General features: G+C 67.1%; 34 protein-coding genes. 31 read left to right on the plus strand and 3 right to left on the minus strand.

Going from position 1 to position 20973, the window contains the following annotated elements; genetic code table 11:
* The first annotated feature begins 2 nt into the window (after positions 1-2).
* The 31 genes from rplB (at position 3) to truA (ending at position 17856) form a co-directional block, all read left to right on the plus strand.
* Positions 3-836, plus strand: a complete 834-nt coding sequence (gene rplB / locus ACOCEP_RS14615) for a 50S ribosomal protein L2 (protein WP_005166779.1) — start codon at positions 3-5, stop codon at positions 834-836.
* A gap of 18 nt (positions 837-854) precedes the next feature.
* Entirely contained in the window at positions 855-1136 is a 282-nt protein-coding gene (gene rpsS, locus ACOCEP_RS14620) for a 30S ribosomal protein S19 (protein ID WP_003102083.1), read from the plus strand.
* A 29-nt stretch (positions 1137-1165) separates the two neighbouring features.
* Positions 1166-1582, plus strand: a complete 417-nt coding sequence (rplV, locus tag ACOCEP_RS14625; protein WP_005166780.1) for a 50S ribosomal protein L22 — start codon at positions 1166-1168, stop codon at positions 1580-1582.
* Positions 1582-2439: a 30S ribosomal protein S3 gene (rpsC, locus tag ACOCEP_RS14630; protein WP_192747830.1), complete on the plus strand. Its 858-nt coding sequence runs from the start codon at positions 1582-1584 to the stop codon at positions 2437-2439. The genes rplV and rpsC overlap by 1 nt, the downstream gene beginning before the upstream one ends.
* 3 nt (positions 2440-2442) lie before the next feature.
* A complete protein-coding gene (gene rplP, locus ACOCEP_RS14635; RefSeq protein WP_005166782.1) occupies positions 2443-2862 on the plus strand; it encodes a 50S ribosomal protein L16 in 420 nt (139 codons plus the stop codon).
* On the plus strand, positions 2862-3110 hold the full coding sequence (gene rpmC / locus ACOCEP_RS14640) for a 50S ribosomal protein L29 (protein ID WP_007031040.1): 249 nt from the start codon (positions 2862-2864) through the stop codon (positions 3108-3110). The genes rplP and rpmC overlap by 1 nt, the downstream gene beginning before the upstream one ends.
* Positions 3107-3385: a 30S ribosomal protein S17 gene (rpsQ, locus tag ACOCEP_RS14645; RefSeq protein ID WP_005166784.1), complete on the plus strand. Its 279-nt coding sequence runs from the start codon at positions 3107-3109 to the stop codon at positions 3383-3385. Before rpmC ends, rpsQ begins: the two co-directional genes overlap by 4 nt.
* Positions 3386-3464: 79 nt before the next feature.
* A complete protein-coding gene (rplN, locus tag ACOCEP_RS14650; protein ID WP_005166785.1) occupies positions 3465-3833 on the plus strand; it encodes a 50S ribosomal protein L14 in 369 nt (122 codons plus the stop codon).
* Between the two features lie 3 nt (positions 3834-3836).
* Positions 3837-4151, plus strand: a complete 315-nt coding sequence (rplX, locus tag ACOCEP_RS14655; RefSeq protein ID WP_005166786.1) for a 50S ribosomal protein L24 — start codon at positions 3837-3839, stop codon at positions 4149-4151.
* 2 nt (positions 4152-4153) lie between these two features.
* Positions 4154-4717 carry a 50S ribosomal protein L5 gene (rplE, locus tag ACOCEP_RS14660; RefSeq protein ID WP_007031042.1) on the plus strand — a complete coding sequence of 188 codons (564 nt, stop codon included), beginning with the start codon at positions 4154-4156 and terminating at the stop codon, positions 4715-4717.
* Positions 4718-4721: 4 nt separating this feature from the next.
* Complete coding sequence (locus ACOCEP_RS14665; protein WP_005166789.1) at positions 4722-4907, plus strand: type Z 30S ribosomal protein S14; 186 nt, start codon at positions 4722-4724, stop codon at positions 4905-4907.
* 80 nt (positions 4908-4987) lie between these two features.
* Positions 4988-5386 (plus strand): 30S ribosomal protein S8, encoded by a 399-nt coding sequence (gene rpsH, locus ACOCEP_RS14670; protein WP_007031043.1) that lies wholly within the window; start codon positions 4988-4990, stop codon positions 5384-5386.
* 16 nt (positions 5387-5402) lie between these two features.
* The gene (rplF, locus tag ACOCEP_RS14675; RefSeq protein ID WP_482337773.1) at positions 5403-5942 is read left to right on the plus strand and encodes a 50S ribosomal protein L6; all 540 of its coding nucleotides are present in this window, start codon (positions 5403-5405) and stop codon (positions 5940-5942) included.
* Between the two features lie 2 nt (positions 5943-5944).
* Positions 5945-6343 carry a 50S ribosomal protein L18 gene (gene rplR / locus ACOCEP_RS14680; protein ID WP_007031045.1) on the plus strand — a complete coding sequence of 133 codons (399 nt, stop codon included), beginning with the start codon at positions 5945-5947 and terminating at the stop codon, positions 6341-6343.
* 34 nt (positions 6344-6377) lie between these two features.
* Positions 6378-7022, plus strand: coding sequence for a 30S ribosomal protein S5 (rpsE, locus tag ACOCEP_RS14685; protein ID WP_007031046.1), 645 nt, complete (start codon positions 6378-6380; stop codon positions 7020-7022).
* 2 nt (positions 7023-7024) lie between these two features.
* Positions 7025-7210 (plus strand): 50S ribosomal protein L30, encoded by a 186-nt coding sequence (gene rpmD / locus ACOCEP_RS14690; RefSeq protein ID WP_007031047.1) that lies wholly within the window; start codon positions 7025-7027, stop codon positions 7208-7210.
* Positions 7207-7653 (plus strand): 50S ribosomal protein L15, encoded by a 447-nt coding sequence (gene rplO, locus ACOCEP_RS14695; protein WP_037314680.1) that lies wholly within the window; start codon positions 7207-7209, stop codon positions 7651-7653. Before rpmD ends, rplO begins: the two co-directional genes overlap by 4 nt.
* 323 nt (positions 7654-7976) lie before the next feature.
* Complete coding sequence (locus ACOCEP_RS14700; protein WP_482337775.1) at positions 7977-8744, plus strand: hypothetical protein; 768 nt, start codon at positions 7977-7979, stop codon at positions 8742-8744.
* A gap of 50 nt (positions 8745-8794) precedes the next feature.
* Positions 8795-9427, plus strand: coding sequence for a LysE family translocator (locus ACOCEP_RS14705; RefSeq protein WP_482337777.1), 633 nt, complete (start codon positions 8795-8797; stop codon positions 9425-9427).
* Positions 9428-9734: 307 nt separating this feature from the next.
* A complete protein-coding gene (gene secY / locus ACOCEP_RS14710; RefSeq protein WP_126733351.1) occupies positions 9735-11042 on the plus strand; it encodes a preprotein translocase subunit SecY in 1308 nt (435 codons plus the stop codon).
* A complete protein-coding gene (locus tag ACOCEP_RS14715; RefSeq protein ID WP_478262716.1) occupies positions 11039-11593 on the plus strand; it encodes an adenylate kinase in 555 nt (184 codons plus the stop codon). Before secY ends, ACOCEP_RS14715 begins: the two co-directional genes overlap by 4 nt.
* Positions 11594-11637: 44 nt before the next feature.
* Positions 11638-12414 carry a type I methionyl aminopeptidase gene (map, locus tag ACOCEP_RS14720; protein ID WP_482337780.1) on the plus strand — a complete coding sequence of 259 codons (777 nt, stop codon included), beginning with the start codon at positions 11638-11640 and terminating at the stop codon, positions 12412-12414.
* Between the two features lie 501 nt (positions 12415-12915).
* The gene (infA, locus tag ACOCEP_RS14725; protein WP_005166804.1) at positions 12916-13137 is read left to right on the plus strand and encodes a translation initiation factor IF-1; all 222 of its coding nucleotides are present in this window, start codon (positions 12916-12918) and stop codon (positions 13135-13137) included.
* A gap of 36 nt (positions 13138-13173) precedes the next feature.
* Positions 13174-13287, plus strand: a complete 114-nt coding sequence (rpmJ, locus tag ACOCEP_RS14730; RefSeq protein WP_004558882.1) for a 50S ribosomal protein L36 — start codon at positions 13174-13176, stop codon at positions 13285-13287.
* Positions 13288-13492: 205 nt separating this feature from the next.
* Positions 13493-13873 (plus strand): 30S ribosomal protein S13, encoded by a 381-nt coding sequence (gene rpsM / locus ACOCEP_RS14735; RefSeq protein WP_005166805.1) that lies wholly within the window; start codon positions 13493-13495, stop codon positions 13871-13873.
* Positions 13870-14055, plus strand: coding sequence for a hypothetical protein (locus ACOCEP_RS14740; RefSeq protein ID WP_005166807.1), 186 nt, complete (start codon positions 13870-13872; stop codon positions 14053-14055). Before rpsM ends, ACOCEP_RS14740 begins: the two co-directional genes overlap by 4 nt.
* 18 nt (positions 14056-14073) lie before the next feature.
* The gene (gene rpsK / locus ACOCEP_RS14745; RefSeq protein ID WP_004558885.1) at positions 14074-14481 is read left to right on the plus strand and encodes a 30S ribosomal protein S11; all 408 of its coding nucleotides are present in this window, start codon (positions 14074-14076) and stop codon (positions 14479-14481) included.
* A 23-nt stretch (positions 14482-14504) separates the two neighbouring features.
* The gene (gene rpsD, locus ACOCEP_RS14750) at positions 14505-15110 is read left to right on the plus strand and encodes a 30S ribosomal protein S4 (protein ID WP_007031054.1); all 606 of its coding nucleotides are present in this window, start codon (positions 14505-14507) and stop codon (positions 15108-15110) included.
* Positions 15111-15237: 127 nt separating this feature from the next.
* Complete coding sequence (locus tag ACOCEP_RS14755) at positions 15238-16311, plus strand: DNA-directed RNA polymerase subunit alpha (RefSeq protein ID WP_005166811.1); 1074 nt, start codon at positions 15238-15240, stop codon at positions 16309-16311.
* A 74-nt stretch (positions 16312-16385) separates the two neighbouring features.
* Complete coding sequence (gene rplQ, locus ACOCEP_RS14760; protein WP_482337784.1) at positions 16386-16949, plus strand: 50S ribosomal protein L17; 564 nt, start codon at positions 16386-16388, stop codon at positions 16947-16949.
* A 73-nt stretch (positions 16950-17022) separates the two neighbouring features.
* Positions 17023-17856, plus strand: a complete 834-nt coding sequence (gene truA / locus ACOCEP_RS14765; RefSeq protein WP_482339717.1) for a tRNA pseudouridine(38-40) synthase TruA — start codon at positions 17023-17025, stop codon at positions 17854-17856.
* Here truA and ACOCEP_RS14770 read toward each other — a convergent pair.
* The 3 genes from ACOCEP_RS14770 to eccE all read right to left on the minus strand — a co-directional run bounded on the left by ACOCEP_RS14770 (position 17826) and on the right by eccE (position 20923).
* Positions 17826-18779 carry an endonuclease domain-containing protein gene (locus ACOCEP_RS14770; RefSeq protein ID WP_482337785.1) on the minus strand — a complete coding sequence of 318 codons (954 nt, stop codon included), beginning with the start codon at positions 18777-18779 and terminating at the stop codon, positions 17826-17828. The two genes, truA and ACOCEP_RS14770, sit on opposite strands and share 31 nt — an antisense overlap.
* Before the next feature lie 243 nt (positions 18780-19022).
* Positions 19023-19745, minus strand: coding sequence for a hypothetical protein (locus ACOCEP_RS14775; RefSeq protein WP_482337787.1), 723 nt, complete (start codon positions 19743-19745; stop codon positions 19023-19025).
* Positions 19742-20923, minus strand: coding sequence for a type VII secretion protein EccE (gene eccE / locus ACOCEP_RS14780; protein WP_482339718.1), 1182 nt, complete (start codon positions 20921-20923; stop codon positions 19742-19744). The genes ACOCEP_RS14775 and eccE overlap by 4 nt, the downstream gene beginning before the upstream one ends.
* Between the last annotated feature and the right edge of the window lie 50 nt (positions 20924-20973).

A 20973-nucleotide genomic window follows, 5' to 3' on the forward strand; every position in this document is an offset into this window, starting at 1 on the left:
ACATGGGCATCCGCAAGTACAAGCCGACGACCCCGGGTCGTCGCGGTTCCAGCGTCTCCGACTTCGCCGAGATCACTCGGTCCACCCCGGAGAAGTCGCTGCTGCGTCCGCTGAGCAAGTCCGGCGGCCGTAACTCCAGCGGCAAGATCACCACCCGGCACAAGGGCGGTGGCCACAAGCGCGCGTACCGGCTGATCGACTTCCGCCGGAACGACAAGGACGGCGTTCCCGCCAAGGTCGCGCACATCGAGTACGACCCCAACCGGTCCGCTCGGATCGCGCTGCTGCACTACGCCGACGGCGAGAAGCGCTACATCATCGCCCCGGAGAAGCTCAAGCAGGGTGACACGGTCGAGAACGGCCCCCGCGCCGACATCAAGCCGGGTAACAACCTGCCGCTGCGCAACATCCCGGTCGGCACCGTGATCCACGCGATCGAGCTCCGCCCCGGTGGCGGCGCGAAGATGGCGCGGTCCGCCGGTGCCAAGGTGCAGCTGGTGGCGAAGGACGGGCCGTACGCCCAGCTTCGTCTCCCCTCGGGCGAGATCCGCAACGTCGACGTGCGCAACCGCGCCACCATCGGCGAGGTCGGCAACTCTGAGCACTCGAACATCAACTGGGGCAAGGCGGGCCGTAACCGCTGGCGCGGCAAGCGTCCCACCGTCCGTGGTGTCGTCATGAACCCGGTCGACCACCCGCACGGTGGTGGTGAGGGTAAGACCTCCGGTGGTCGCCACCCGGTGAACCCGAACGGTAAGCCCGAAGGCCGCACCCGCCGCCGCAAGGCTTCCGACGCCATGATCGTCCGCCGCCGGCGTACCGGCAAGAAGCGCTGAGCAGGGAGGTAGAAGAACATGCCACGTAGCCTCAAAAAGGGCCCCTTCGTGGACGACCACCTGCTCAAGAAGGTGGACGCTCTCAACGAGTCGGGCAAGAAGACCGTGATCAAGACGTGGTCGCGTCGCTCCACGATCATCCCGGACTTCCTGGGTCACACGATCGCGGTGCACGACGGCCGCAAGCACGTCCCGGTGTTCGTCACCGAGGCGATGGTGGGTCACAAGTTGGGCGAATTCGCGCCGACTCGGACCTTCAAGGGCCACATCAAGGACGACCGCAAGTCGCGCCGCCGCTGAGCGGGCACGAGAGAACAAGGAATCTAGCGATGAACGCCCAGAACGACGTGGCCGAGGCTTTGCCGACGGCTTACGCGCGGGCTCGCTTCGTCCGGGACTCGCCTACCAAGGTGCGCCGGGTGATCGAGCTGATCAAGGGACGTAGCGCCGCCGACGCCTTGGCCGTGCTCCAGTTCGCCCCGCAGGCGGCAAGCGAGCCGGTCGCGAAGGTGCTCGCCAGCGCCGTGGCCAACGCCGAGAACAACCTCGATCTCGACCCGGACACCCTCTGGGTCAAGAACGCCTACGCCGACGAGGGCCCGACCCTCAAGCGTATCCGTCCGCGGGCCCAGGGCCGCGCGTACCGGATCCGCAAGCGGACCAGCCACATCACCGTCGAGGTGGAGTCGCGTCCCAAGGCCGAGGCCAAGAAGGCACAGGGCAAGAAGAAGGCAGGTGGCCGGTAGTGGGCCAGAAGATCAACCCGCACGGCTTCCGCCTGGGTATCACCACGGACTGGAAGTCGCGTTGGTACGCCGACAAGCAGTACGCGGAGTACGTGGCCGAGGACGTCAAGATCCGGAAGCTGCTGTCCACGGGCATGGAGCGCGCCGGGATCTCCAAGGTCGAGATCGAGCGCACCCGTGACCGGGTCCGCGTCGACATCCACACCGCCCGGCCGGGCATCGTCATCGGCCGTCGCGGCGCGGAGGCCGACCGCATCCGCGGCGCGCTGGAGAAGCTGACCGCCAAGCAGGTCCAGCTGAACATCCTCGAGGTCAAGAACCCCGAGGCCGACGCCCAGCTCGTCGCTCAGGGTGTCGCGGAGCAGCTGAGCAACCGTGTGGCGTTCCGCCGCGCGATGCGCAAGGCGATCCAGACCTCCATGCGTTCGCCGCAGGTCAAGGGCATCCGCGTGCAGTGCGGCGGTCGTCTCGGCGGTGCCGAGATGTCCCGCTCCGAGCACTACCGCGATGGCCGCGTCCCGCTGCACACGCTGCGCGCCGACATCGACTACGGCTTCTTCGAGGCCAAGACGACGTTCGGTCGCATCGGCGTGAAGGTGTGGATCTACAAGGGCGAGCTCGTGGGTGGCCTCAAGGCCAAGGAGGCGCGTGACGCCGCCGCGGCCGCCGAGCGCGCCCCGCGCCGTGACCGTGGTGACCGTCCGTCCCGCCCGCGCCGCTCCGGCGCGTCGGGCACGACGCCGACCTCGACCGAAGCCGGCCGGGCCGCCGCCGCCGCGAAGAGCGGCGACGCTCCCAAGGGCGACACGGCCACCGAGGCCCCGGCTGCTGAGACTGCAGAAAAGACGGAGGGCTGACACGTGCTCATCCCGCGCAGGGTCAAGCACCGGAAGCAGCACTCCCCGAAGCGCCACGGTGCCGCCAAGGGCGGTACGAAGGTGAACTTCGGCGAGTACGGCATCCAGGCGCTTGAGCACAGCTACGTGACCAACCGGCAGATCGAGTCCGCTCGTATCGCCATGACGCGTCACATCAAGCGTGGCGGCAAGGTGTGGACGACCATCTACCCGGACCGCCCGCTGACCAAGAAGCCGGCGGAAACCCGCATGGGTTCCGGTAAGGGTTCGCCCGAGTGGTGGATCGCCAACGTGAAGCCGGGCCGCGTGATGTTCGAGATCTCGTTCCCGAACGAGGAGACCGCCCGCGAGGCGCTCCGTCGCGCGATCCACAAGCTGCCCATGAAGTGCCGCATCGTGACCCGTGAAGGTGGTGAGTTCTGATGGCGAAGGCAGGTGCCGCCCAGGCATCGGAGCTGCGTGAGCTCACCGCGGAAGAGCTCGTTCTGCGTCTGAAGGAATACAAGGAGGAGCTCTTCAACCTCCGCTTCCAGATGGCGACCGGACAGCTCGACAACAACCGCCGTCTGCGCACCGTCCGCACGGACATCGCGCGGATCTACACGGTCATGCGCGAGCGTGAACTCGGCCTGTCCGTTTCCCCTGACGCCGAGAGTGAAGGTGCCGCATGAGCGAGCAGCCCACCGAGGCGGCCGGCCGCAACGACCGTAAGGTCCGTGAGGGCTATGTCGTCTCGGACAAGATGAACAAGACGATCGTGGTCGAGCTCGAAGACCGCAAGAAGCACCGTCGTTACGCCAAGGTTCTCCGCAGCACCAGCAAGGTCAAGGTGCACGACGAGAACAACGAGGCGGGCGTGGGCGACCGGGTCACCCTGATGGAGACCCGCCCGCTGTCGGCGACCAAGCGCTGGCGTCTGGTGCAGATCGTGGAGAAGGCCAAGTAAGTAGGGCTCTTCAAGAGTCCCTTAGTTCCGCAAGGCTCGCGGTTCATCGCGAGAACCAGCGCGACATACAGGAGTAGACGTGATCCAGCAGGAGTCGCGGCTTCGGGTTGCCGACAACACGGGCGCGAAGGAGATCCTTTGCATCCGCGTTCTCGGTGGCTCGGGGCGGCGCTACGCGGGCATCGGCGACATCATCGTCGCCACCGTGAAGGACGCCATGCCGGCCGCCGGCGTGAAGAAGGGTGACGTCGTCAAGGCGGTCATCGTTCGCACGCGCAAGGAGCGCCGTCGTCCGGACGGTTCTTACATCCGCTTCGACGAGAACGCTGCTGTGCTCATCAAGAACGACAATGAGCCCCGCGGCACCCGCATCTTCGGGCCGGTCGGCCGCGAGCTGCGCGACCGAAAGTTCATGAAGATCATTTCGCTCGCGCCGGAGGTGTTGTAGAGCATGAAGGTGAAGAAGGGCGACACGGTCGTCGTCATCGCCGGCAAGGACAAGGGTGCCAAGGGCAAGGTCATCCAGGCCTACCCCGAGCGCGAGCGCGTGCTGGTCGAGGGCGTCAACCGGATCAAGAAGCACACGCGGATCTCCCAGACCCAGCGCGGCGCGCAGTCCGGCGGCATCGTCACGCAGGAAGCGCCCATCCACGTCTCGAACGTGATGGTCGTCGACTCCGACGGCAAGCCGACCCGGGTGGGCTACCGCATCGGCGAGGACGGCAAGAAGGTCCGGGTCTCGCGCCGGAACGGTAAGGACATCTGATCATGACCACCGCAGAGAAGATCGCCCCGCGCCTCAAGGTGCGGTACCGCGAGGAGATCAAGGGGCAGCTCCAGCAGGAGTTCTCCTTCGAGAACGTCCACCAGATCCCGGGCGTCGTCAAGGTCGTCGTGAACATGGGTGTCGGCGACGCCGCCCGTGACAGCAAGCTGATCGAAGGCGCCATCCGCGACCTGGCCGCGATCACCGGGCAGAAGCCCGAGGTTCGCAAGGCTCGCAAGTCCATCGCGCAGTTCAAGCTGCGTGAGGGCCAGCCGATCGGTGCGCGCGTCACGCTGCGCGGCGACCGGATGTGGGAGTTCCTCGACCGGCTGCTGACCATCGCGCTGCCGCGTATCCGTGACTTCCGCGGGCTTTCGCCGAAGCAGTTCGACGGCAACGGCAACTACACGTTCGGTCTCAACGAGCAGTCGATGTTCCACGAGATCGACCCGGACGCCATCGACCGCCCGCGCGGTATGGACGTCACTGTCGTCACCACCGCCAACACCGACGACGAGGGCCGCGCGCTGCTTCGCAAGCTCGGCTTCCCGTTCAAGGAGAACTGAGTCGATGGCCAAGAAAGCACTGGTCCACAAGGCCGCGAAGACGCCGAAGTTCAAGGTGCGCGGTTACACGCGTTGCCAGCGGTGCGGTCGCCCGCACTCGGTGTTCCGCAAGTTCGGGCTCTGCCGGATCTGCCTTCGCGAGATGGCACACGCGGGCGAGCTGCCCGGCGTCCGCAAGTCCAGCTGGTAAGAGTCTTTTTTAACTCCCACTTCGCCACAGGCCCTGCAGTGAGTGCGGGGAACCAGGGCGAGAAAGGTTGACAGGTCACCATGACGATGACCGACCCCATCGCAGACTTCTTGACCCGTCTGCGTAACGCGAACTCGGCTTACCACGACGAGGTCGTGCTTCCCCACTCGAAGATCAAGGCGAACATCGCCGAGATCCTCAAGCGCGAGGGTTACATCTCGGGCTACCGCGACGAGCCGGGCGAGAAGCACAAGAACCTCGTCGTGGAGCTGAAGTACGGCCCCAACCGTGAGCGCAGCATCGCCGGCCTCCGCCGCGTGTCCAAGCCCGGCCTGCGGGTCTACGCAAAATCGACCGAACTGCCGTCCGTTCTCGGTGGCCTCGGCGTCGCGATCATCTCGACGTCGTCCGGCCTCCAGACCGACCGTCAGGCCAAGCGAAACAGCGTGGGCGGCGAAGTCCTCGCCTACGTCTGGTAAGGAAGGGGGCAAAGACATGTCACGCATTGGAAAGCTGCCGGTCGCCGTCCCCTCCGGGGTCGAGGTGACCATCGATGGTCAGCTGATCAAGGTCAAGGGGCCCAAGGGCACCCTTGAGCACACCATCGCCGAGCCGATCACCGTCGAGAAGGCCGAAAACGGCACTCTCGAGGTCAAGCGGCCCGACGAGGAGCGCACCAGCCGTGCCCTGCACGGTCTCACCCGGACGCTGGTCAACAACCTCGTCGTCGGTGTGACCGAGGGCTACGAGAAGAAGCTCGAGATCCACGGTGTCGGTTACCGCGTGCAGGCCAAGGGCTCGGACCTCGAGTTCGCCCTCGGCTACAGCCACCCGGTGAAGATCGAGGCTCCGGAAGGCATCACCTTCAAGGTCGAGACCCCCACCCGGTTCTCGGTCTCGGGCATCGACAAGCAGAAGGTCGGCCAGATCGCCGCGGTCATCCGCAAGCTGCGCCGCCCGGACCCGTACAAGGGCAAGGGCCTGCGCTACGAGGGTGAGAAGATCCGCCGCAAGGTCGGAAAGACGGGTAAGTGATCATGAGCGACACGACTACGAAGCGCAAGCCGGTCGGCAAGGACATCTCGACCCGCCGCCGCGTCGCGAAGGCCCGTCGGCACTTCCGCCTTCGCAAGAAGATCAACGGCACGGACCAGCGTCCGCGCCTGGTCGTCAAGCGTTCGTCGCGGCACATCGCCGTGCAGCTGATCGACGACCTCGCCGGCAAGACCCTGGCGTCGGCGTCCACCCTCGAGGCGGACGTCCGCGCGCTGGAAGGCGACAAGAAGGCCAAGGCCGCCAAGGTCGGGGAACTCGTCGCCGCCCGCGCCAAGAACGCCGGTGTCTCGACCGTGGTGTTCGACCGTGGTGGCAACGCCTACCACGGCCGCATCGCGGCGCTCGCCGACGCTGCCCGCGAGGCGGGGTTGGAGTTCTGATGCAGCAGATGCTCGTGAATGGAAGGAAAGCCTGATGCCGGGACGTACACGGCAATTCGGCGGCGGCCAGGGCGGACCCGGCGGACAGGGCGGCAACGACCGCAATGACCGTCGCGACCGCCGGGACCGGCGCGACAGCGGCCGTGGCGGGGCCGGCCAGGAGAAGACCCCGCACCTCGAGAAGGTCGTGACGATCAACCGCGTCGCCAAGGTCGTCAAGGGTGGTCGTCGCTTCAGCTTCACCGCCCTGGTGGTCGTCGGTGACGGCGACGGTCAGGTCGGCGTCGGCTACGGCAAGGCCAAGGAAGTTCCCGCGGCCATCGCCAAGGGCGTCGAGGAAGCGAAGAAGAACTTCTTCCGCGTTCCCCGCGTCGCCGGCACCATCCCCCACCCCATCCAGGGTGAGGAAGCCGCCGGTGTCGTGCTGCTCCGTCCGGCCTCGGCCGGTACCGGTGTCATCGCCGGTGGCCCGGTGCGCGCGGTGCTGGAGTGCGCGGGCGTCCACGACGTGCTGTCGAAGTCGCTCGGCTCCGACAACGCGATCAACATCGTGCACGCGACCGTGGCGGCCCTGAAGGGTCTGCAGCGTCCCGAAGAGGTCGCGGCCCGCCGCGGTCTCCCGCTCGAGGACGTCGCTCCGGCTCGCATGCTGCGTCAGCGCGCGGGTCAGGGGGTCTGACCATGACTCAGCTCAAGGTGACCCAGGTCAAGAGCAAGATCGGCACGAAGCACGCTCACCGCGAGTCGCTGCGCACCCTCGGGCTGCGCAAGATCCGCCAGAGCGTCGTGCGTGATGACACTCCCGAGGTGCGCGGCCTTATCCACACCGTCCGCCACCTGGTGGAGGTCGAGGAGGTCAAGGCATGACTGCCATCAAGATCCACCACCTTCGTCCGGCTCCGGGCGCGAAGCGCGACAAGATCCGCGTCGGCCGTGGTGAGGGCTCGAAGGGCAAGACCGCCGGTCGCGGTACCAAGGGCACCAAGGCCCGGAAGAACGTGCCCGCCGGTTTCGAGGGTGGGCAGATGCCCATCCACATGCGGCTCCCGAAGCTTCGCGGCTTCAAGAACCGCTTCCGCACCGAGTACCAGCCGGTGAACCTGGGCGACATCGCCCGCGTGTTCCCGGAGGGTGGCAAGGTCGGCAACGAGGAGCTCGTCGCGAAGGGGCTTGTTCGCAAGAACAAGCTCGTGAAGGTGCTCGGCAACGGTGACCTGAACGGCGTCAAGCTGGACGTCACCGCCGACGCTTTCTCCGGCTCCGCCAAGGAGAAGCTCTCCGCTGCCGGTGGCTCCGCCACCACGCTCTGAGCTTTCTTCGCTCGCTTCACCGAAAGGCCCGCCCGGCTCCGCCCGGCGGGCCTTTCGCTTGCGCTCACCCGACCTGCGTTTCGCGGGCTAAACGCGATCCGGCCCTCGGGCGGACGCTGGCGCGCCGACCTGCGTTTCGCCCCCTAATCGCGATCCCGGCGCGGGCAGCCCGCCCGGCCCCCGACCTGCGTTTCGCGGGCTAAACGCGATCCCGGCGCGGACAGGCCGTCCAGCCCCCGACCTGCGTTTAGCCCCCTAAACGCGATCTGATGCTGGAGACGCGGGGCGTGGCGGAAGGGGCCCTGTGCTGGGAGGATCACGAGGTGGCCACACCTCCCGGACCGGATCCGCAGCCCCCTCAGCAGCCGGCCGCCCCGCCGGTGATCGTGTCGATTTCCGGGCCCACTGACCCTGTGGGCGAGCCGGTACGGCCGGGCCGGCCTGAGCCCCGCAGGCTCGTCGCAGCGGGACTGGCCGCTTTGGCCATGCTGCTCGCGGTCCTGGGCTGCCTCTTCCCGTTCTTCAATATCGAGCATCGGTTTTCTTTCGATCGCAGCGACGCCGTCGTGGTCGTGTTCGTTCAAAGTGCGTGGGACACGAAGGTCCTTCAGTCGAATAATCCCCCTTTCAGCGCACCGTCCACACCTGTCGGTATCCCGGTCCTGGTCGCCGCGGCGATCCTTCTGGCGGCCGTGATCGTCAGTGCCCGTGCCTCCCGCCTGCGGCGCCCGGGCGCTTTGGACCGATGGGTCACCACCGTCGCGGCGGTGTTCCTCACCGGAGTCGTCGCGACCGCCACCACTTTGAGTTTCGGACCCATAATGGGCGAGTCCATCGAGACGACGACGGCACTGGGCGCGGGTATGTGGGCCCTCTTCGCCGCGGTCGTCGCGGCGGTCGGAGCTGCCGTCGTCAGCCACCGCGTCCAGGACGACGAAGTCCCGATGAGCGGCGACCCGAGTCTCGCGGACATGCCCACACCGAAGGACGGCATCTCCATCGCGATCCTTCCGCCGGAGCCTCAGCCGGAGAAACCGGACTACTCCGCTTTCGCGCCTCCGCCGGATTCTGGCGCGAAAGAGCGCGATTAGCCCGCTAAACGCGCTCGCGGCCGCCGATACGGTGGGGGAGGAGGTGGCCGATGACTTGGGCACTGGTCTTTTTCGGAGCGGCGGTCCTCGTGGCTTTTACGCCAGGGGCGAACAATCTGCTCGGCATGCACCACGGCATGACACAGGGTGCCTGGAAAGGCCTCGCCGGGCTGTTAGGCCGATTGGCCGCATTCACGGTGTTGATCGCGACCGTCGCCGCCGGGCTCGGACAGCTCCTCGCAGCGTCGGAGCTTGCACTCACAGTGATCAAATGGGCCGGCGTCGCCTACCTGGTCTGGATCGGCGGGCGCCTGCTGTGGTCGACGTTCCGAGGCGGCGGAACCGCGCTGGTCCAGGCGCCGCGAGGCACCGAGTCCGTACCCGCGCTCCGGATCGCGAGGAAGGAATTCGTCGTCGCGATCACGAATCCGAAGGCGATCCTCATCTTCACGGCGTTCGTACCGCAGTTCATCGACGCAGCTCACGGCTCCTTTCCCGCCCAGATCGCGATTCTCGGCGCCGTCTACCTGCTCGCCGAGTTCGTGGCGGGCGCGACCTACATCGGCGCGGGCGCGCTCGTGAAGTCGCTCCGGCTGTCTCGCCGGGCGACTCGAAACGTCGACCGCGGCACCGGCGCCGTACTTCTCGGCATGGCGGGCGCGCTCGCCACTTCGAGCTCCTGATCACGGTGCGTTTAGCCCCCTAATCGCGATCCGGGGCCGGAAAAAGTGGGGAACGCCAAGGCGATCTGTCAAGGTTCCGGAGCGAGAAGCGGTCGTCGATCAACCCCGCGAACCAACCTTCGTCCGGAAAACCCACACGCACTGCGGACACGCCCTGTGAAGCTGTTAGAGTCGGCGACACGCTTCGGGACGAGTGTGCCCCGAAGCGTTCCTGGCTTGTGCCAGAAAGCTGTGTGTTCCCGCCGGCCCCAGGCCGGCCAAGCCGATCGTCGGTAAGACAGCCGACGACGCCGAGGAGGTTCCCCGCGTGCTCAGCGCCTTCCGCTCGGCTCTAGCGACGCCGGATCTACGTAAGAAGATCCTGTTCACGCTAGCCATCGTCGCGGTCTACCGAATCGGTGCCACCATCCCGGCCCCGGGCATCTCGTATTCCGCCGTGCAGCAATGTACGGAGACCGGGTCGCAGGAGGGCGTCTATCAGCTGCTGAACCTGTTCAGCGGCGGTGCGCTGCTGCAGCTGTCGCTGTTCTCGACCGGCATCATGCCGTACATCACGGCGAGCATCATCGTCCAGCTCCTCACCGTGGTCATCCCGCGGTTCGAGGAGCTGAAGAAGGAAGGCCAGGCCGGCCAGGGCAAGCTGACGCAGTACACCCGGTACCTGACGATCGCCCTCGCGGTCCTGCAGGCGACCGGTGTGGTGGCACTCGCCGACCGCAAGCAGCTCTTCCCGCAGTGCGACACCGCGATCATCCCGGACAACAGCGTCTACACGCTGGCCATCATCGTCATCACGATGACCGCCGGTACCGCCGTCATGATGTGGCTGGGTGAGCTGATCACCGAGCGCGGCGTCGGCAACGGCATGTCCGTCCTCATCTTCCTGAACATCGCGGCCCGGATCCCGATCGAGGGTGGCAACATCCTCAGCAGCGCCGGCCCGGTGGTCTTCACCCTGATCTGTGTGTTCGGCCTGGTGATCATCGCCAGCGTCATCTTCGTCGAGCAGGGCCAGCGCCGGATCCCGGTGCAGTACGCCAAGCGCATGATCGGCCGCCGCATGTACGGCGGGACGTCGACCTACCTGCCGATCAAGGTGAACCAGGCCGGTGTCATCCCGGTCATCTTCGCCTCGTCGCTGCTCTACCTGCCGGACCTGATCAGCCGCCTCGTCGGCGACGCCAACAGCAACGCGGGCTGGCAGGTCTTCATCCAGAACTACATCGTCAACCAGTCCAGCTGGGCGCACGTCCTGCTGTACTTCGCGTTGATCATCTTCTTCACGTACTTCTACATCACGATCACGTTCAACGTGGACGAGCGTGCGGAAGAAATGAAGAAGTTCGGTGGCTTCATCCCGGGTATCCGCCCGGGCCGACCCACCGCGGAGTACCTCAGCTACGTCCTCGGCCGGATCACCCTGCCGGGCTCGCTGTACCTGGGCATCATCGCGATCCTTCCGAACTTCTTCCTGTCCGTCACCGGCAGCGGGAACAACCAGAACTTCCCGTTCGGTGGCACGGCTGTGCTGATCATGGTCGGTGTCGGTCTCGACACCGTGAAGCAGATCGAAAGCCAGCTGATGCAACGTAACTACGAAGGGTTCTTGAAGTGACGCGCCTGGTTCTCGTTGGCCCTCCTGGCGCGGGCAAAGGTACTCAGGCGGTAGCACTGTCGGAGAAGCTCCGGATCCCGCACATCTCGACCGGCGACCTGTTCCGCGCCCACGTGGGCGAGCAGACGCCGCTGGGCCAGGAAGCCAAGCGCTACCTGGACTCCGGCGAACTCGTGCCTGACTCGGTCACGAACGAGATGGTGCGCGAGCGCCTCGCCGAACCCGACGCCAAGGCCGGCTTCCTGCTCGACGGGTTCCCTCGCAACACGAAGCAGGCCGACGTCCTCGGTGAGATTCTCGGCGAGGTCGACACCAAGCTCAACGCGGTCATCCAGCTCCAGGTCTCGGAAGACGTCGTCGTCGATCGGCTGCTGTCCCGCGGCCGTTCGGACGACACCGAAGAGGTCATCCGCCGCCGTCAGCAGATCTACGTGTCCGAGACCGCTCCGCTGCTCGAGTACTACTCGGACATCCTGGTCTCGGTCGACGGCGTCGGTTCGGTCGACGAGATCTCCGCCCGCGTGCTGGAAGCGCTGCGCGACCGCACGTGAATCTCGGAGGACTGCGTGTACTGCAACGGCTTCGTCGTGGGCGCATGATCGAAATCAAGACCCCTGGCGAGCTTCAGGCGATGCGGGCCGCCGGACTGGTGGTCTGGCGCACCCTCACCGCGGTGCGTGAGCTCGCCAAGCCGGGGGTGACCACGGCCGATCTCGACGAGCTCGCCGAGCAGACGATCCGTGACGCCGGCGCGGTGCCCTCGTTCAAGGGGTATCACGGCTTCCCGGCGTCGATCTGCGCTTCGGTGAACGAGCAGATCGTCCACGGTATCCCGTCGAAGACGCAGGTTCTGAACGACGGCGACATCATCTCGGTGGACTGCGGTGCCATCCTCGACGGTTGGCACGGCGACTCGGCGGTCACTCTCGCGATCGGCGAGGTGTCGAAGGCGGATCTCGCGCTCTCGGCCGCCACCGAGGCGGCGATGTGGGCGGGGATCGCCGCGGTGGCGTCGGGTGGCAGGCTCACGGACATCTCACACGCGGTGCAGACCGCGGCCGAGAAAGCCGGTCGGGAAGACGGCGTCGAGTACGGAATGATCGTCGAGTACGGCGGCCATGGCATCGGCCGCCAGATGCACATGGACCCGTTCCTGCCGAACCTGGGCAAACCGGGCAAGGGGCCTCGGCTCAAGACCGGGATGGCGCTCGCTATCGAGCCCATGCTGACCGGTGGTGGCGGGGAGACCGTCGAGCTCGAGGACGGTTGGACCGTCGTGACCGCCGACGGCTCGCGGGCCTCGCACTGGGAGCACACCGTCGCGATCACCGACGACGGCCCGTGGGTGCTGACCGCCCCCGAAGACGCCTGACCTCGCCCTTCGCCCCCCGGATCGCGTTTAGCCCGCGAAACGCAGGTGCGCCCTGGGATCGCGTTTAGCCCGCTAAAGGCGAACGGGCCTCGCAGAGCGCGATTAGCCCGCGAAACGCAGGTCGGCCTGGCGCCCGGGTTATCCGTCGCGGCGCCCGCCCGCTGCCTCCCATCGGGTACACCTCGCCCGCCGAAGGCCCCAGGTCACAGCCCCGCCGGATCGCGTTTAGCCCGCGAAACGCAGGTCGGCGGGGGCGTACGATGGAGAAGGCCGCATCAGGCGGGCTCGACGGGGCACCTAACACAGTCACCCCCGTTTGGGGCTCACGACACGGGTTGCGTACACTGTCAAGTCGGTGTACTCATCGCGCCCGGATCCTGCGCGCTCGTGAACTCTCGCGAACGGACATTGGACCCGGGCAGGAGTGTGCCGATGCACCACCCAGCCAAGCACTCAAGCTTTGACTGATCACACAGTGTAGCGACAGGAAATGCGGAGGACATGGGCAAGAAAGACGGGGCCATCGAGGTCGAAGGCCGCGTAGTCGAGCCGCTCCCCAACGCGATGTTCCGCGTCGAGTTGGAGAACGGCCACAAGGTCCTTGCACACATCAGCGGCAAGATGCGGCAGCACTACATCCGCATCCTGCCCGAGGACAGGGTTGTCGTGGAGCTCTCGCCCTACGACTTGTCACGTGGTCGCATCGTCTACCGCTACAAGTGATCACGACGAGTTAGCACAAGCAGGAGAGCAGGAGACGTGAAGGTCCAGCCGAGCGTCAAGAAGATCTGCGACAAGTGCAAGGTGATCCGCCGTCACGGCCGGATCATGGTGATCTGCGAAAACCTGCGGCACAAGCAGCGGCAGGGCTGATCACTCGCACTCGTTCAGAGTGGATTGACGGCTACACAATCTCCCCGCACCTGCCGGGCCGTGCGAACGGCCCGGTTCACCCTCGGACTTCAGGCCGAGGCCGGGACACCCGAAGCGCGAGCAGAGGGCACGACAGGCGAGTCGGTCCCGGGACCGGACGGGGAGCAGACCTGAAGATGAATTCTATGAAGGAGCATCAACGCCAATGGCACGACTCGCTGGCGTAGACCTCCCCCGCGAAAAGCGGTTGGAGATCGCGCTGACCTACATCTACGGCATCGGCCGTACCCGCTCGAAGCAGCTCATCGCGGCTGCCGAGCTCAACGCGGACACTCGCGTCAAGGATCTGAGCGATGACGACCTCGCCAAGCTGCGGGTCTACATCGAGGAGAACTTCAAGGTCGAGGGTGACCTTCGCCGCGAGGTGAACGCCGACATCCGTCGGAAGATCGAGATCGGGTGCTACGAGGGCCTTCGCTGGCGTCGCGGACTTCCCGTCCGCGGTCAGCGCACCAAGACGAACGCCCGCACCCGCAAGGGTCCGAAGAAGACGGTCGCCGGCAAGAAGAAGGCTGGCAAGAAGTGAGCGTCCAGGGCAAGAAGGTCGTGCGTATGGGCGGCGTCCACCGCCGCGGCTCGGCTTGTGTCTCGCCCAAGGCGCTCTACGCCCGCCCGATGGCGCTCCGCAACCTGTACACCGACGCCGGTTCGATCATCCGGCGCGGCCAGGCAGAAGCGGTCGCCGCTCACCAAGAGAACGCGCGCTAACAGGAGAACCCTCAGAACATGCCACCGAAGTCTCGTACTGCGGCGGGGGCCAAGAAGGTCCGCCGTAAGGAAAAGAAGAATGTCGCGCACGGTCACGCGCACATCAAGAGCACCTTCAACAACACCATCGTCTCGATCACGGACCCGACCGGTGCCGTGATCGCGTGGGCGTCGAGTGGTCACGTGGGCTTCAAGGGCTCGCGTAAGTCCACCCCGTTCGCCGCGCAGATGGCCGCCGAGAACGCCGCCCGCAAGGCTGCCGAGCACGGCATGAAGAAGGTCGACGTCTTCGTGAAGGGCCCGGGTTCGGGTCGCGAGACGGCGATCCGCTCGCTGCAGGCGGCCGGCCTCGAGGTCGGCACCATCCAGGACGTGACCCCGCAGCCTCACAACGGCTGCCGCCCGCCCAAGCGGCGCCGGGTCTGAGGAACGGGGAGGAGTAAGAAGAAATGGCTCGTTACACCGGCCCCGCGACGCGTATTTCGCGTCGCCTCAAGGTTGACCTCATCGGCGGCGACCAGGCTTTCGAGCGTCGCCCCTACCCGCCGGGCCAGCACGGCCGCGGGCGCATCAAGGAGTCCGAGTACCTCCTGCAGTCGCAGGAGAAGCAGAAGGCTCGCTACACCTACGGCGTTCTCGAGCGTCAGTTCGTCCGGTACTACAAGGAAGCCGTCCGGCGTCCCGGTAAGACCGGTGAGAACCTGCTGCAGATCCTCGAGTCCCGGCTGGACAACGTGATCTACCGCGCCGGCATCGCCCGCACCCGCCGTCAGGCGCGTCAGCTGGTGAGCCACGGCCACTTCCTGGTCAACGGCGTCAAGGTCAACGTCCCGTCCTACCAGGTCACGAAGTGGGACATCATCGACGTGCGGCCGAAGTCGTTCGCGATGCTGCCCTTCGTCGCGGCCAAGGAGTCCTTCGGCGAGCGTCCCGTTCCCGCGTGGCTCCAGGTCGTTCCGTCCAACCTCCGTGTGCTGGTCCACCAGCTCCCGGAGCGCGCTCAGATCGATGTTCCGGTCCAGGAACAGCTGATCGTCGAGCTCTACTCGAAGTGATCCATCATCGGGCCGGGGTTTCCCCGGCCCGATGTGGGCACGGGCGGCGGCGCCCGGAGTGCGCCGCCGCTTCGCCATCCCTTTCGGTGTCATATGGCGGGCGCCGTTTGGAAAGGAATTAGGAAAGATGCTGATTTCCCAGCGACCGGCTCTCGGCGAAGAGACGGTCAACGAGACCCGCTCCCGGTTCACCATCGAACCGCTGGAGCCCGGCTTCGGCTACACGCTCGGCAACTCGCTGCGGCGCACGCTGCTGTCGTCCATTCCGGGCGCGGCCGTGACGAGCATCCGCATCGACGGCGTGCTGCACGAGTTCACCACCGTTCCCGGGGTGAAGGAAGACGTCACCGACATCATCCTGAACCTCAAGGAGCTCGTGGTCTCCTCGGAAGAGGACGAGCCGGTCACCATGTACCTGCGCAAGCAGGGCCCCGGTGAGGTCACCGCCGCCGACATCGTGCCCCCGGCCGGTGTCACCGTGCACAACCCGGATCTGCACATCGCGTCGCTGAACGGCAAGGGCAAGCTCGAGATCGAGCTCGTCGTCGAGCGCGGCCGCGGTTACGTTCCGGCCCTGCAGAACAAGCAGGCGGGCGCGGAGATCGGCCGGATCCCGGTCGACTCCATCTACTCCCCGGTGCTGAAGGTGACCTACAAGGTCGAGGCGACCCGTGTCGAGCAGCGCACCGACTTCGACAAGCTGATCCTGGACGTGGAGACGAAGCCGTCGATCACGCCGCGGGACGCTGTCGCGTCGGCCGGTAAGACGCTGGTGGAGCTGTTCGGTCTCGCGCGCGAGCTGAACGTCGACGCCGAAGGCATCGAGATCGGCCCGTCGCCGCAGGAGGCGGACACCATCGCCGCCTACGCGATGCCGATCGAGGACCTGGACCTCACCGTCCGGTCGTACAACTGCCTCAAGCGCGAGGGCATCCACACCGTCGGCGAACTGGTCTCGCGCAGCGAGGCCGACCTGCTGGACATCCGCAACTTCGGTGCGAAGTCGATCGACGAGGTCAAGCTCAAGCTCGTCGGTCTCGGCCTCGCGCTGAAGGACAGCCCGCCCGGGTTCGACCCGACCGCGGCCGCGGCCAGCTACGACGGTGAAGGCTGGTCCGAGGGCGTCGACAGCATCACGGACGGAATTTCGGACAACGGCCACGACGATGGCCAGGACTACGCAGAGACGGAGCAGCTGTAAGGCCAGCTACGGCTCCCTCACCGGTCGGGTGGGGGAGCGCCGGCCTTCAGCTGTGAGCTGAACGAGGAGAACCGATGCCCACCCCCACAAAGGGACCCCGTCTCGGCGGGTCGCCCGCGCACGAACGGCTGATCCTGGCCAACCTGGCCACCCAGCTGTTCGAGCACGGCAAGATCACGACGACCGAGGCGAAGGCCCGGCGGGTGCGCCCGCTGGCCGAGAAGCTGATCACGAAGGCGAAGCGGGGCGACCTGCACAACCGTCGTCAGATCCAGCGCGTCGTGCGCGACAAGGACGTCGTGCACAAGCTGATCGCCGAGATCGGTCCGTTCTTCGCGGAGCGTCCGGGTGGCTACACCCGGATCACCAAGACGATGGCGCGCAAGGGCGACAACGCCCCCATGGCCGTCATCGAGCTGGTGTCCGAGAAGACCGTCACCGCCGAGGCCGAGGCCGCGCGCAAGACGAAGTTCGCCAAGGACGAGCCGAAGGCTGCCGCTCCGGCCGCCGAGGAGACCACCGACGCCCCTGAGGCTGCCGACACGGCCGCCACCGAGGCTCCGGAGGCCACCGAGGCTCCCGCCGCCGACGAGGCCGCTGAGGCCCCCGCCGCGGACGCGGACAGCAAGAAGGACTGACGTCCTGACGGCACCGAACACCCCGGACGAGCCCGCCACTCCCACTGCGGAGGGCGGGCTCGTTCGTCTGCGTCTGGACGTCTCCTACGACGGCACCGATTTCTCCGGTTGGGCGCGGCAGCCCGGCCGGCGCACGGTGCAGGGCGTCCTCGAAGAGGCGCTTGCGAAGCAACCTCCAGGAGCCTCGGTCCCGAAATCCGTCGTCGTCGCCGGCCGCACCGATGCCGGTGTGCACGCTTCGGGCCAGGTGGTCCACGTCGACGCGTCGCCTTTAGCGGGCAAAACGCGATCCGGCCGCCTGGAAGTGGACGAGCAGGGCATTCCTGACCTGGGGCGGATGCGGCACCGCTGGAATCGGTACCTGCCGGGTGACGTGCGCGTGCTGGATGCCCGGGTTGCTCCGCCTGGGTTCGACGCGCGGTTCTCTGCTGTGCGGCGTCACTACCTCTACCGCGTCTCGGATGCGCCGTGGGGCGTGGATCCGTTGCGGCGACACGACACTCTGGCCTGGGGGCGCCCGCTTTCGGTCGACGCGATGAACGAGGCGTCGGAGGCTCTATTGGGCCTTCAGGACTTCGCGGCCTTCTGCAAGCAGCGTGAGGGCGGGACGACCATTCGCGAGCTGCAGCGGCTTGTTTGGCGGCGGACCGGGCCGCACGCGGTCGAGGTCGCCGTCTCCGCCGACGCGTTCTGCCACTCGATGGTGCGCAGTCTGGTCGGGGCGCTGCTCTTGGTCGGGGACGGCCGCCGCCCGCTGGGCTGGCCTGGCGACGTCTTGGAGAGCCGGACGCGCGACAGCGCGGTGGCTCCCGCACACGGCCTGACGTTGATGGCGGTCGACTATCCGCCGGACGCCGAGCTTGCCTCCCGTGCCGATCAAACGCGCGCCATGCGCACCCCCTCCTGACGCGGCGCCTTTAGCGGGCTAAACGCGCTGCGGCGGGCCTGCCAGACGGTCTCGACGATGCCTTTGAAGTCGTTCGCCAGGTCTTCCGCGGTGGCGATGACGAAACGCCATCCCTCGGCCTCCACGCGTCTTCGACGTTTGCGGTCGTAGGCCTGTTCTTTCGGGGTGTTGTGCCATCGGCCGTCGTACTCGATGGCGACCCGGAACTTCTCGTCCGCGAGGTCGAGACGAGCGAGGAAACGGCCGGTGCGGGACTTGACCTCGACCTGAGGCGTCGCTGTGATGCCGCCGGCGGCCAGCACGATGCGGAGTTCCGATTCCGGATGCGATTCCGCGCGAGGATCGGAAAGGCGTAAGGCATGCCTGGCCAAGCGAATCCCTCTATTGCGACGACCGTAGAACTCGCCGTTGAGGTGCAGGTCGGTCAGGTCGTTCGCCCTCATGAACTGGTCCAGATCCGGGACGCCGATGCGGAGCCGTCGCGTCCAGCTGGATTTGCGCGGAGATAGCCGAAGCAGGAGATCCAACGCTATTCGGCGTTTCCGTGCGATGCGAATGCCGTTCCAGGGGCTCGATTCTTCGGGTTTGACCTCTGTCCGCCGAACCTTGATGCCGACGATCGGGCCGAAGCGATGCTTCTCCGGCACGATCATCTCGACGGGGTCGTTGGGGTTGGCCAGCGCGACGCCGTGAACGGTCGCGGCCGATCGCCCGGTCAGGACTGCTTCCGGAGGCGCCAGCAGTGCGGCGCCTCGGCAGCGCAGCTCGTGGGTGACCTCTACGCCGGCGCGCGTGTAGACGTCCTGAAACAGCCGTCGGACGCTCGAGCCGCGTAGCTGGCTTGCAGTGATTAGGCCGGCTTTGCGCGCTTCCGAGCCGCGGAAGACATCGGGGAGATGTGATGAATCGAAGGGTTTGGTCATATCGACACCGTGACCGACAAGACCGACAACCCAGGGCCGTCGATGCCATTTCACGGCGACTTATCCACAACCCCGGCTTATCCACAGCGCGCGCGATTGCCCCTTGACCGGCAAACCCCACGCCTCGGATCGCGTTTAGGGGGCGAAACGCGACGCGGCGGACGCGTAAAACGGGGGCACCGTCCGAAAAGGACAGTGCCCCCGCAGAGCACGATTAGCCCGCTAAAGTCGACGCGGGCCGGGTTAGTCGCCGCGGCGCACGGGGCCCAGGATCTGTTGCTCTTTCGCCGTGGTGACCAGGCGAAGTGGGCGCCAGAGGTTCCGGCCCAGGGCGACCACCTGGTCGTCCTTGAGTGTCGTGAGCTGCTTCATCATCTGGGGCGGGAGCCGCCAGATCCGGGCGGCCAGCTCCGCCTGCCCCGGCGGAAGCCGCTGCATCAGCACCAGGTCGGCGGCGTTCGCCGTCGCCCCGGCCTGCGGGTGCAGGTACGGCAGCACGTAGACCGTCGTCTGCCACGGCGACCGCGGCGGGAACAGATCCTGCGGAGTCGGGCCGCCATCGGTCACCACGAGCAGCGGCGCGTCCTCGGAGGGCCGCGGCAGGTCCACCGGCGACAGCCGCCGGATCTGCACCAGCGGCGAAGGCCGGCCGTTCGGCTGCGTCCCCGCGGACTGGGACAGCACCTGCCACGCGGCCGGACGCCCGGTCGCGACGACGACCCACGCGCCGACCGCCATCGCCCGCAGCGCCACCTGGCGAGCCAGGTACAGGCCACCGACCAGCACGATCCGGGTCGGCGTCGAGCGCAGCGCGGAAATCGTCAGCGGCTCGCCCTTGAGCCCGGAGCCGAGAACGATGCCACCGCGATCACCGGACGGGCTGATCGCGTCGAGCATCGCCGGGTCGACGGTGAATTCCGGGGCGACACCGGCGCTCTGGCCGGCGTCGCGCATGCGGGTGCTCATGCCGTGCCTCCGATCGGCAAAGTCGCGGAGAACCCGGAGATCTGCAGGCCGCGCAGCGGCGTCAGCGTCACACCCAGCCGGTCCGAGATGCCCTGCAGCCGCTGGTCGGCCGCGTCCAGTTCACGCGGGTTCCGCGCGCTCAGGCGTACGATTCCCCGCAGGCCGATCTTCCCCTCGTCCGCGGACGGCGAGATCGACATCGCCACCGTCGCCGACAGCGCGCGGACACTGGTCAGCGCGTTCAGGCTGCCGCTGATCTTGCCCTTCGGCCAGCTCGTGATCGCGTAGCTCGCGTGTCCGATACCGGCAGCGGTGACGCCGGTCCAGCGTTCCTGCAGACCGACCTTCCCCTGCGAGCCGGCGACCGCGGTCAGCTCGGCGGCCGAAATGCTGGACCGCAGCAACTCGTCCGGATCGAGCGGCCGGGTCGGCACACCCTGCGATTCCAAGGCGTTGCGTACCCGCGAGAGCGCACCGATCAGGGCACGATGCGCACCCACGACGCCGCCGCCGCGTTCGCGGATCGCGGCCGGGCACCGGCGCGGGTCGAGCCGGATGGCGACCCACGTCGTCCGCCGCGCGGCCGCGGGAAGCGGGCCGAGCACCTCCATGTAGGAGCTGAGGGCGGGCGAGTCCGACGGAAGCGCGGCGCTGCCCGGGTAGCAGTGCCAGATCATCTGGATCGAGTCCAGGACCACACCGCGGTCTTCGAGGCACGGCGCGAGCGCGGACAGCGGCAGGCTCGGCGCTCCACCCGCCTGGGTGATCAGCGCGGGCGCGGGTTCGACGAGCAGGACAGCGGTCCACGTCCCGTCGTTCCACGCGAGACCGACCTGCTGGCGCTCGTGATCCACCCCGTGCGCCACGACGAGATCGGGAACGGCCAGGCGAAGCAGGTTCACGCGGGCGTCGTCAGGACCGGTGACGGCGTCCTCTTCGGCGGCGAGCGACTCGATGCTGCTCGGCGGAAGCGGATTCGCCACCCGATCGTGCGAACGGAACGTGTACCGCATGGTGAGTCCAGCCCATTGGGTGAACCAGCGGCCGCCCCAGCGCAGGAACGCGACGATGAGCGCGAACGCGAGCACGCCGATCGCGACGTACTTCAGCTTCATGTCGATCGCGAGCAGGACGAGGCCGATCGCGAGCCCGAGCTCGAGCACGACCAGGTTCGCCACGGGCAGCGGACCGAGGTTGATCCCGCCGGTGCGGCGTCGCGCGGGCGCGG

This window comes from Amycolatopsis sp. CA-211722 (assembly GCF_056828465.1).

Coding starts and splice junctions, on each gene's coding strand:
- ACOCEP_RS14705 (WP_482337777.1), top strand. CDS start 8,795: ATGACTTGGGCACTGGTCTTTTTCGGAGCGGCGGTCCTCGTGGCTTTT.
- rplX (WP_005166786.1), top strand. CDS start 3,837: ATGAAGGTGAAGAAGGGCGACACGGTCGTCGTCATCGCCGGCAAGGAC.
- ACOCEP_RS14770 (WP_482337785.1), bottom strand. CDS start 18,779: ATGACCAAACCCTTCGATTCATCACATCTCCCCGATGTCTTCCGCGGC.
- rplR (WP_007031045.1), top strand. CDS start 5,945: ATGAGCGACACGACTACGAAGCGCAAGCCGGTCGGCAAGGACATCTCG.
- infA (WP_005166804.1), top strand. CDS start 12,916: ATGGGCAAGAAAGACGGGGCCATCGAGGTCGAAGGCCGCGTAGTCGAG.
- rplQ (WP_482337784.1), top strand. CDS start 16,386: ATGCCCACCCCCACAAAGGGACCCCGTCTCGGCGGGTCGCCCGCGCAC.
- rpsS (WP_003102083.1), top strand. CDS start 855: ATGCCACGTAGCCTCAAAAAGGGCCCCTTCGTGGACGACCACCTGCTC.
- rpsQ (WP_005166784.1), top strand. CDS start 3,107: ATGAGCGAGCAGCCCACCGAGGCGGCCGGCCGCAACGACCGTAAGGTC.
- ACOCEP_RS14755 (WP_005166811.1), top strand. CDS start 15,238: ATGCTGATTTCCCAGCGACCGGCTCTCGGCGAAGAGACGGTCAACGAG.
- rpsM (WP_005166805.1), top strand. CDS start 13,493: ATGGCACGACTCGCTGGCGTAGACCTCCCCCGCGAAAAGCGGTTGGAG.
- rpsK (WP_004558885.1), top strand. CDS start 14,074: ATGCCACCGAAGTCTCGTACTGCGGCGGGGGCCAAGAAGGTCCGCCGT.
- rpsE (WP_007031046.1), top strand. CDS start 6,378: ATGCCGGGACGTACACGGCAATTCGGCGGCGGCCAGGGCGGACCCGGC.
- rpsD (WP_007031054.1), top strand. CDS start 14,505: ATGGCTCGTTACACCGGCCCCGCGACGCGTATTTCGCGTCGCCTCAAG.
- rplE (WP_007031042.1), top strand. CDS start 4,154: ATGACCACCGCAGAGAAGATCGCCCCGCGCCTCAAGGTGCGGTACCGC.
- ACOCEP_RS14665 (WP_005166789.1), top strand. CDS start 4,722: ATGGCCAAGAAAGCACTGGTCCACAAGGCCGCGAAGACGCCGAAGTTC.
- rpmC (WP_007031040.1), top strand. CDS start 2,862: ATGGCGAAGGCAGGTGCCGCCCAGGCATCGGAGCTGCGTGAGCTCACC.
- map (WP_482337780.1), top strand. CDS start 11,638: ATGATCGAAATCAAGACCCCTGGCGAGCTTCAGGCGATGCGGGCCGCC.
- rpmD (WP_007031047.1), top strand. CDS start 7,025: ATGACTCAGCTCAAGGTGACCCAGGTCAAGAGCAAGATCGGCACGAAG.
- rplB (WP_005166779.1), top strand. CDS start 3: ATGGGCATCCGCAAGTACAAGCCGACGACCCCGGGTCGTCGCGGTTCC.
- rplV (WP_005166780.1), top strand. CDS start 1,166: ATGAACGCCCAGAACGACGTGGCCGAGGCTTTGCCGACGGCTTACGCG.
- rplF (WP_482337773.1), top strand. CDS start 5,403: ATGTCACGCATTGGAAAGCTGCCGGTCGCCGTCCCCTCCGGGGTCGAG.
- ACOCEP_RS14775 (WP_482337787.1), bottom strand. CDS start 19,745: ATGAGCACCCGCATGCGCGACGCCGGCCAGAGCGCCGGTGTCGCCCCG.
- rpsH (WP_007031043.1), top strand. CDS start 4,988: ATGACGATGACCGACCCCATCGCAGACTTCTTGACCCGTCTGCGTAAC.
- rplO (WP_037314680.1), top strand. CDS start 7,207: ATGACTGCCATCAAGATCCACCACCTTCGTCCGGCTCCGGGCGCGAAG.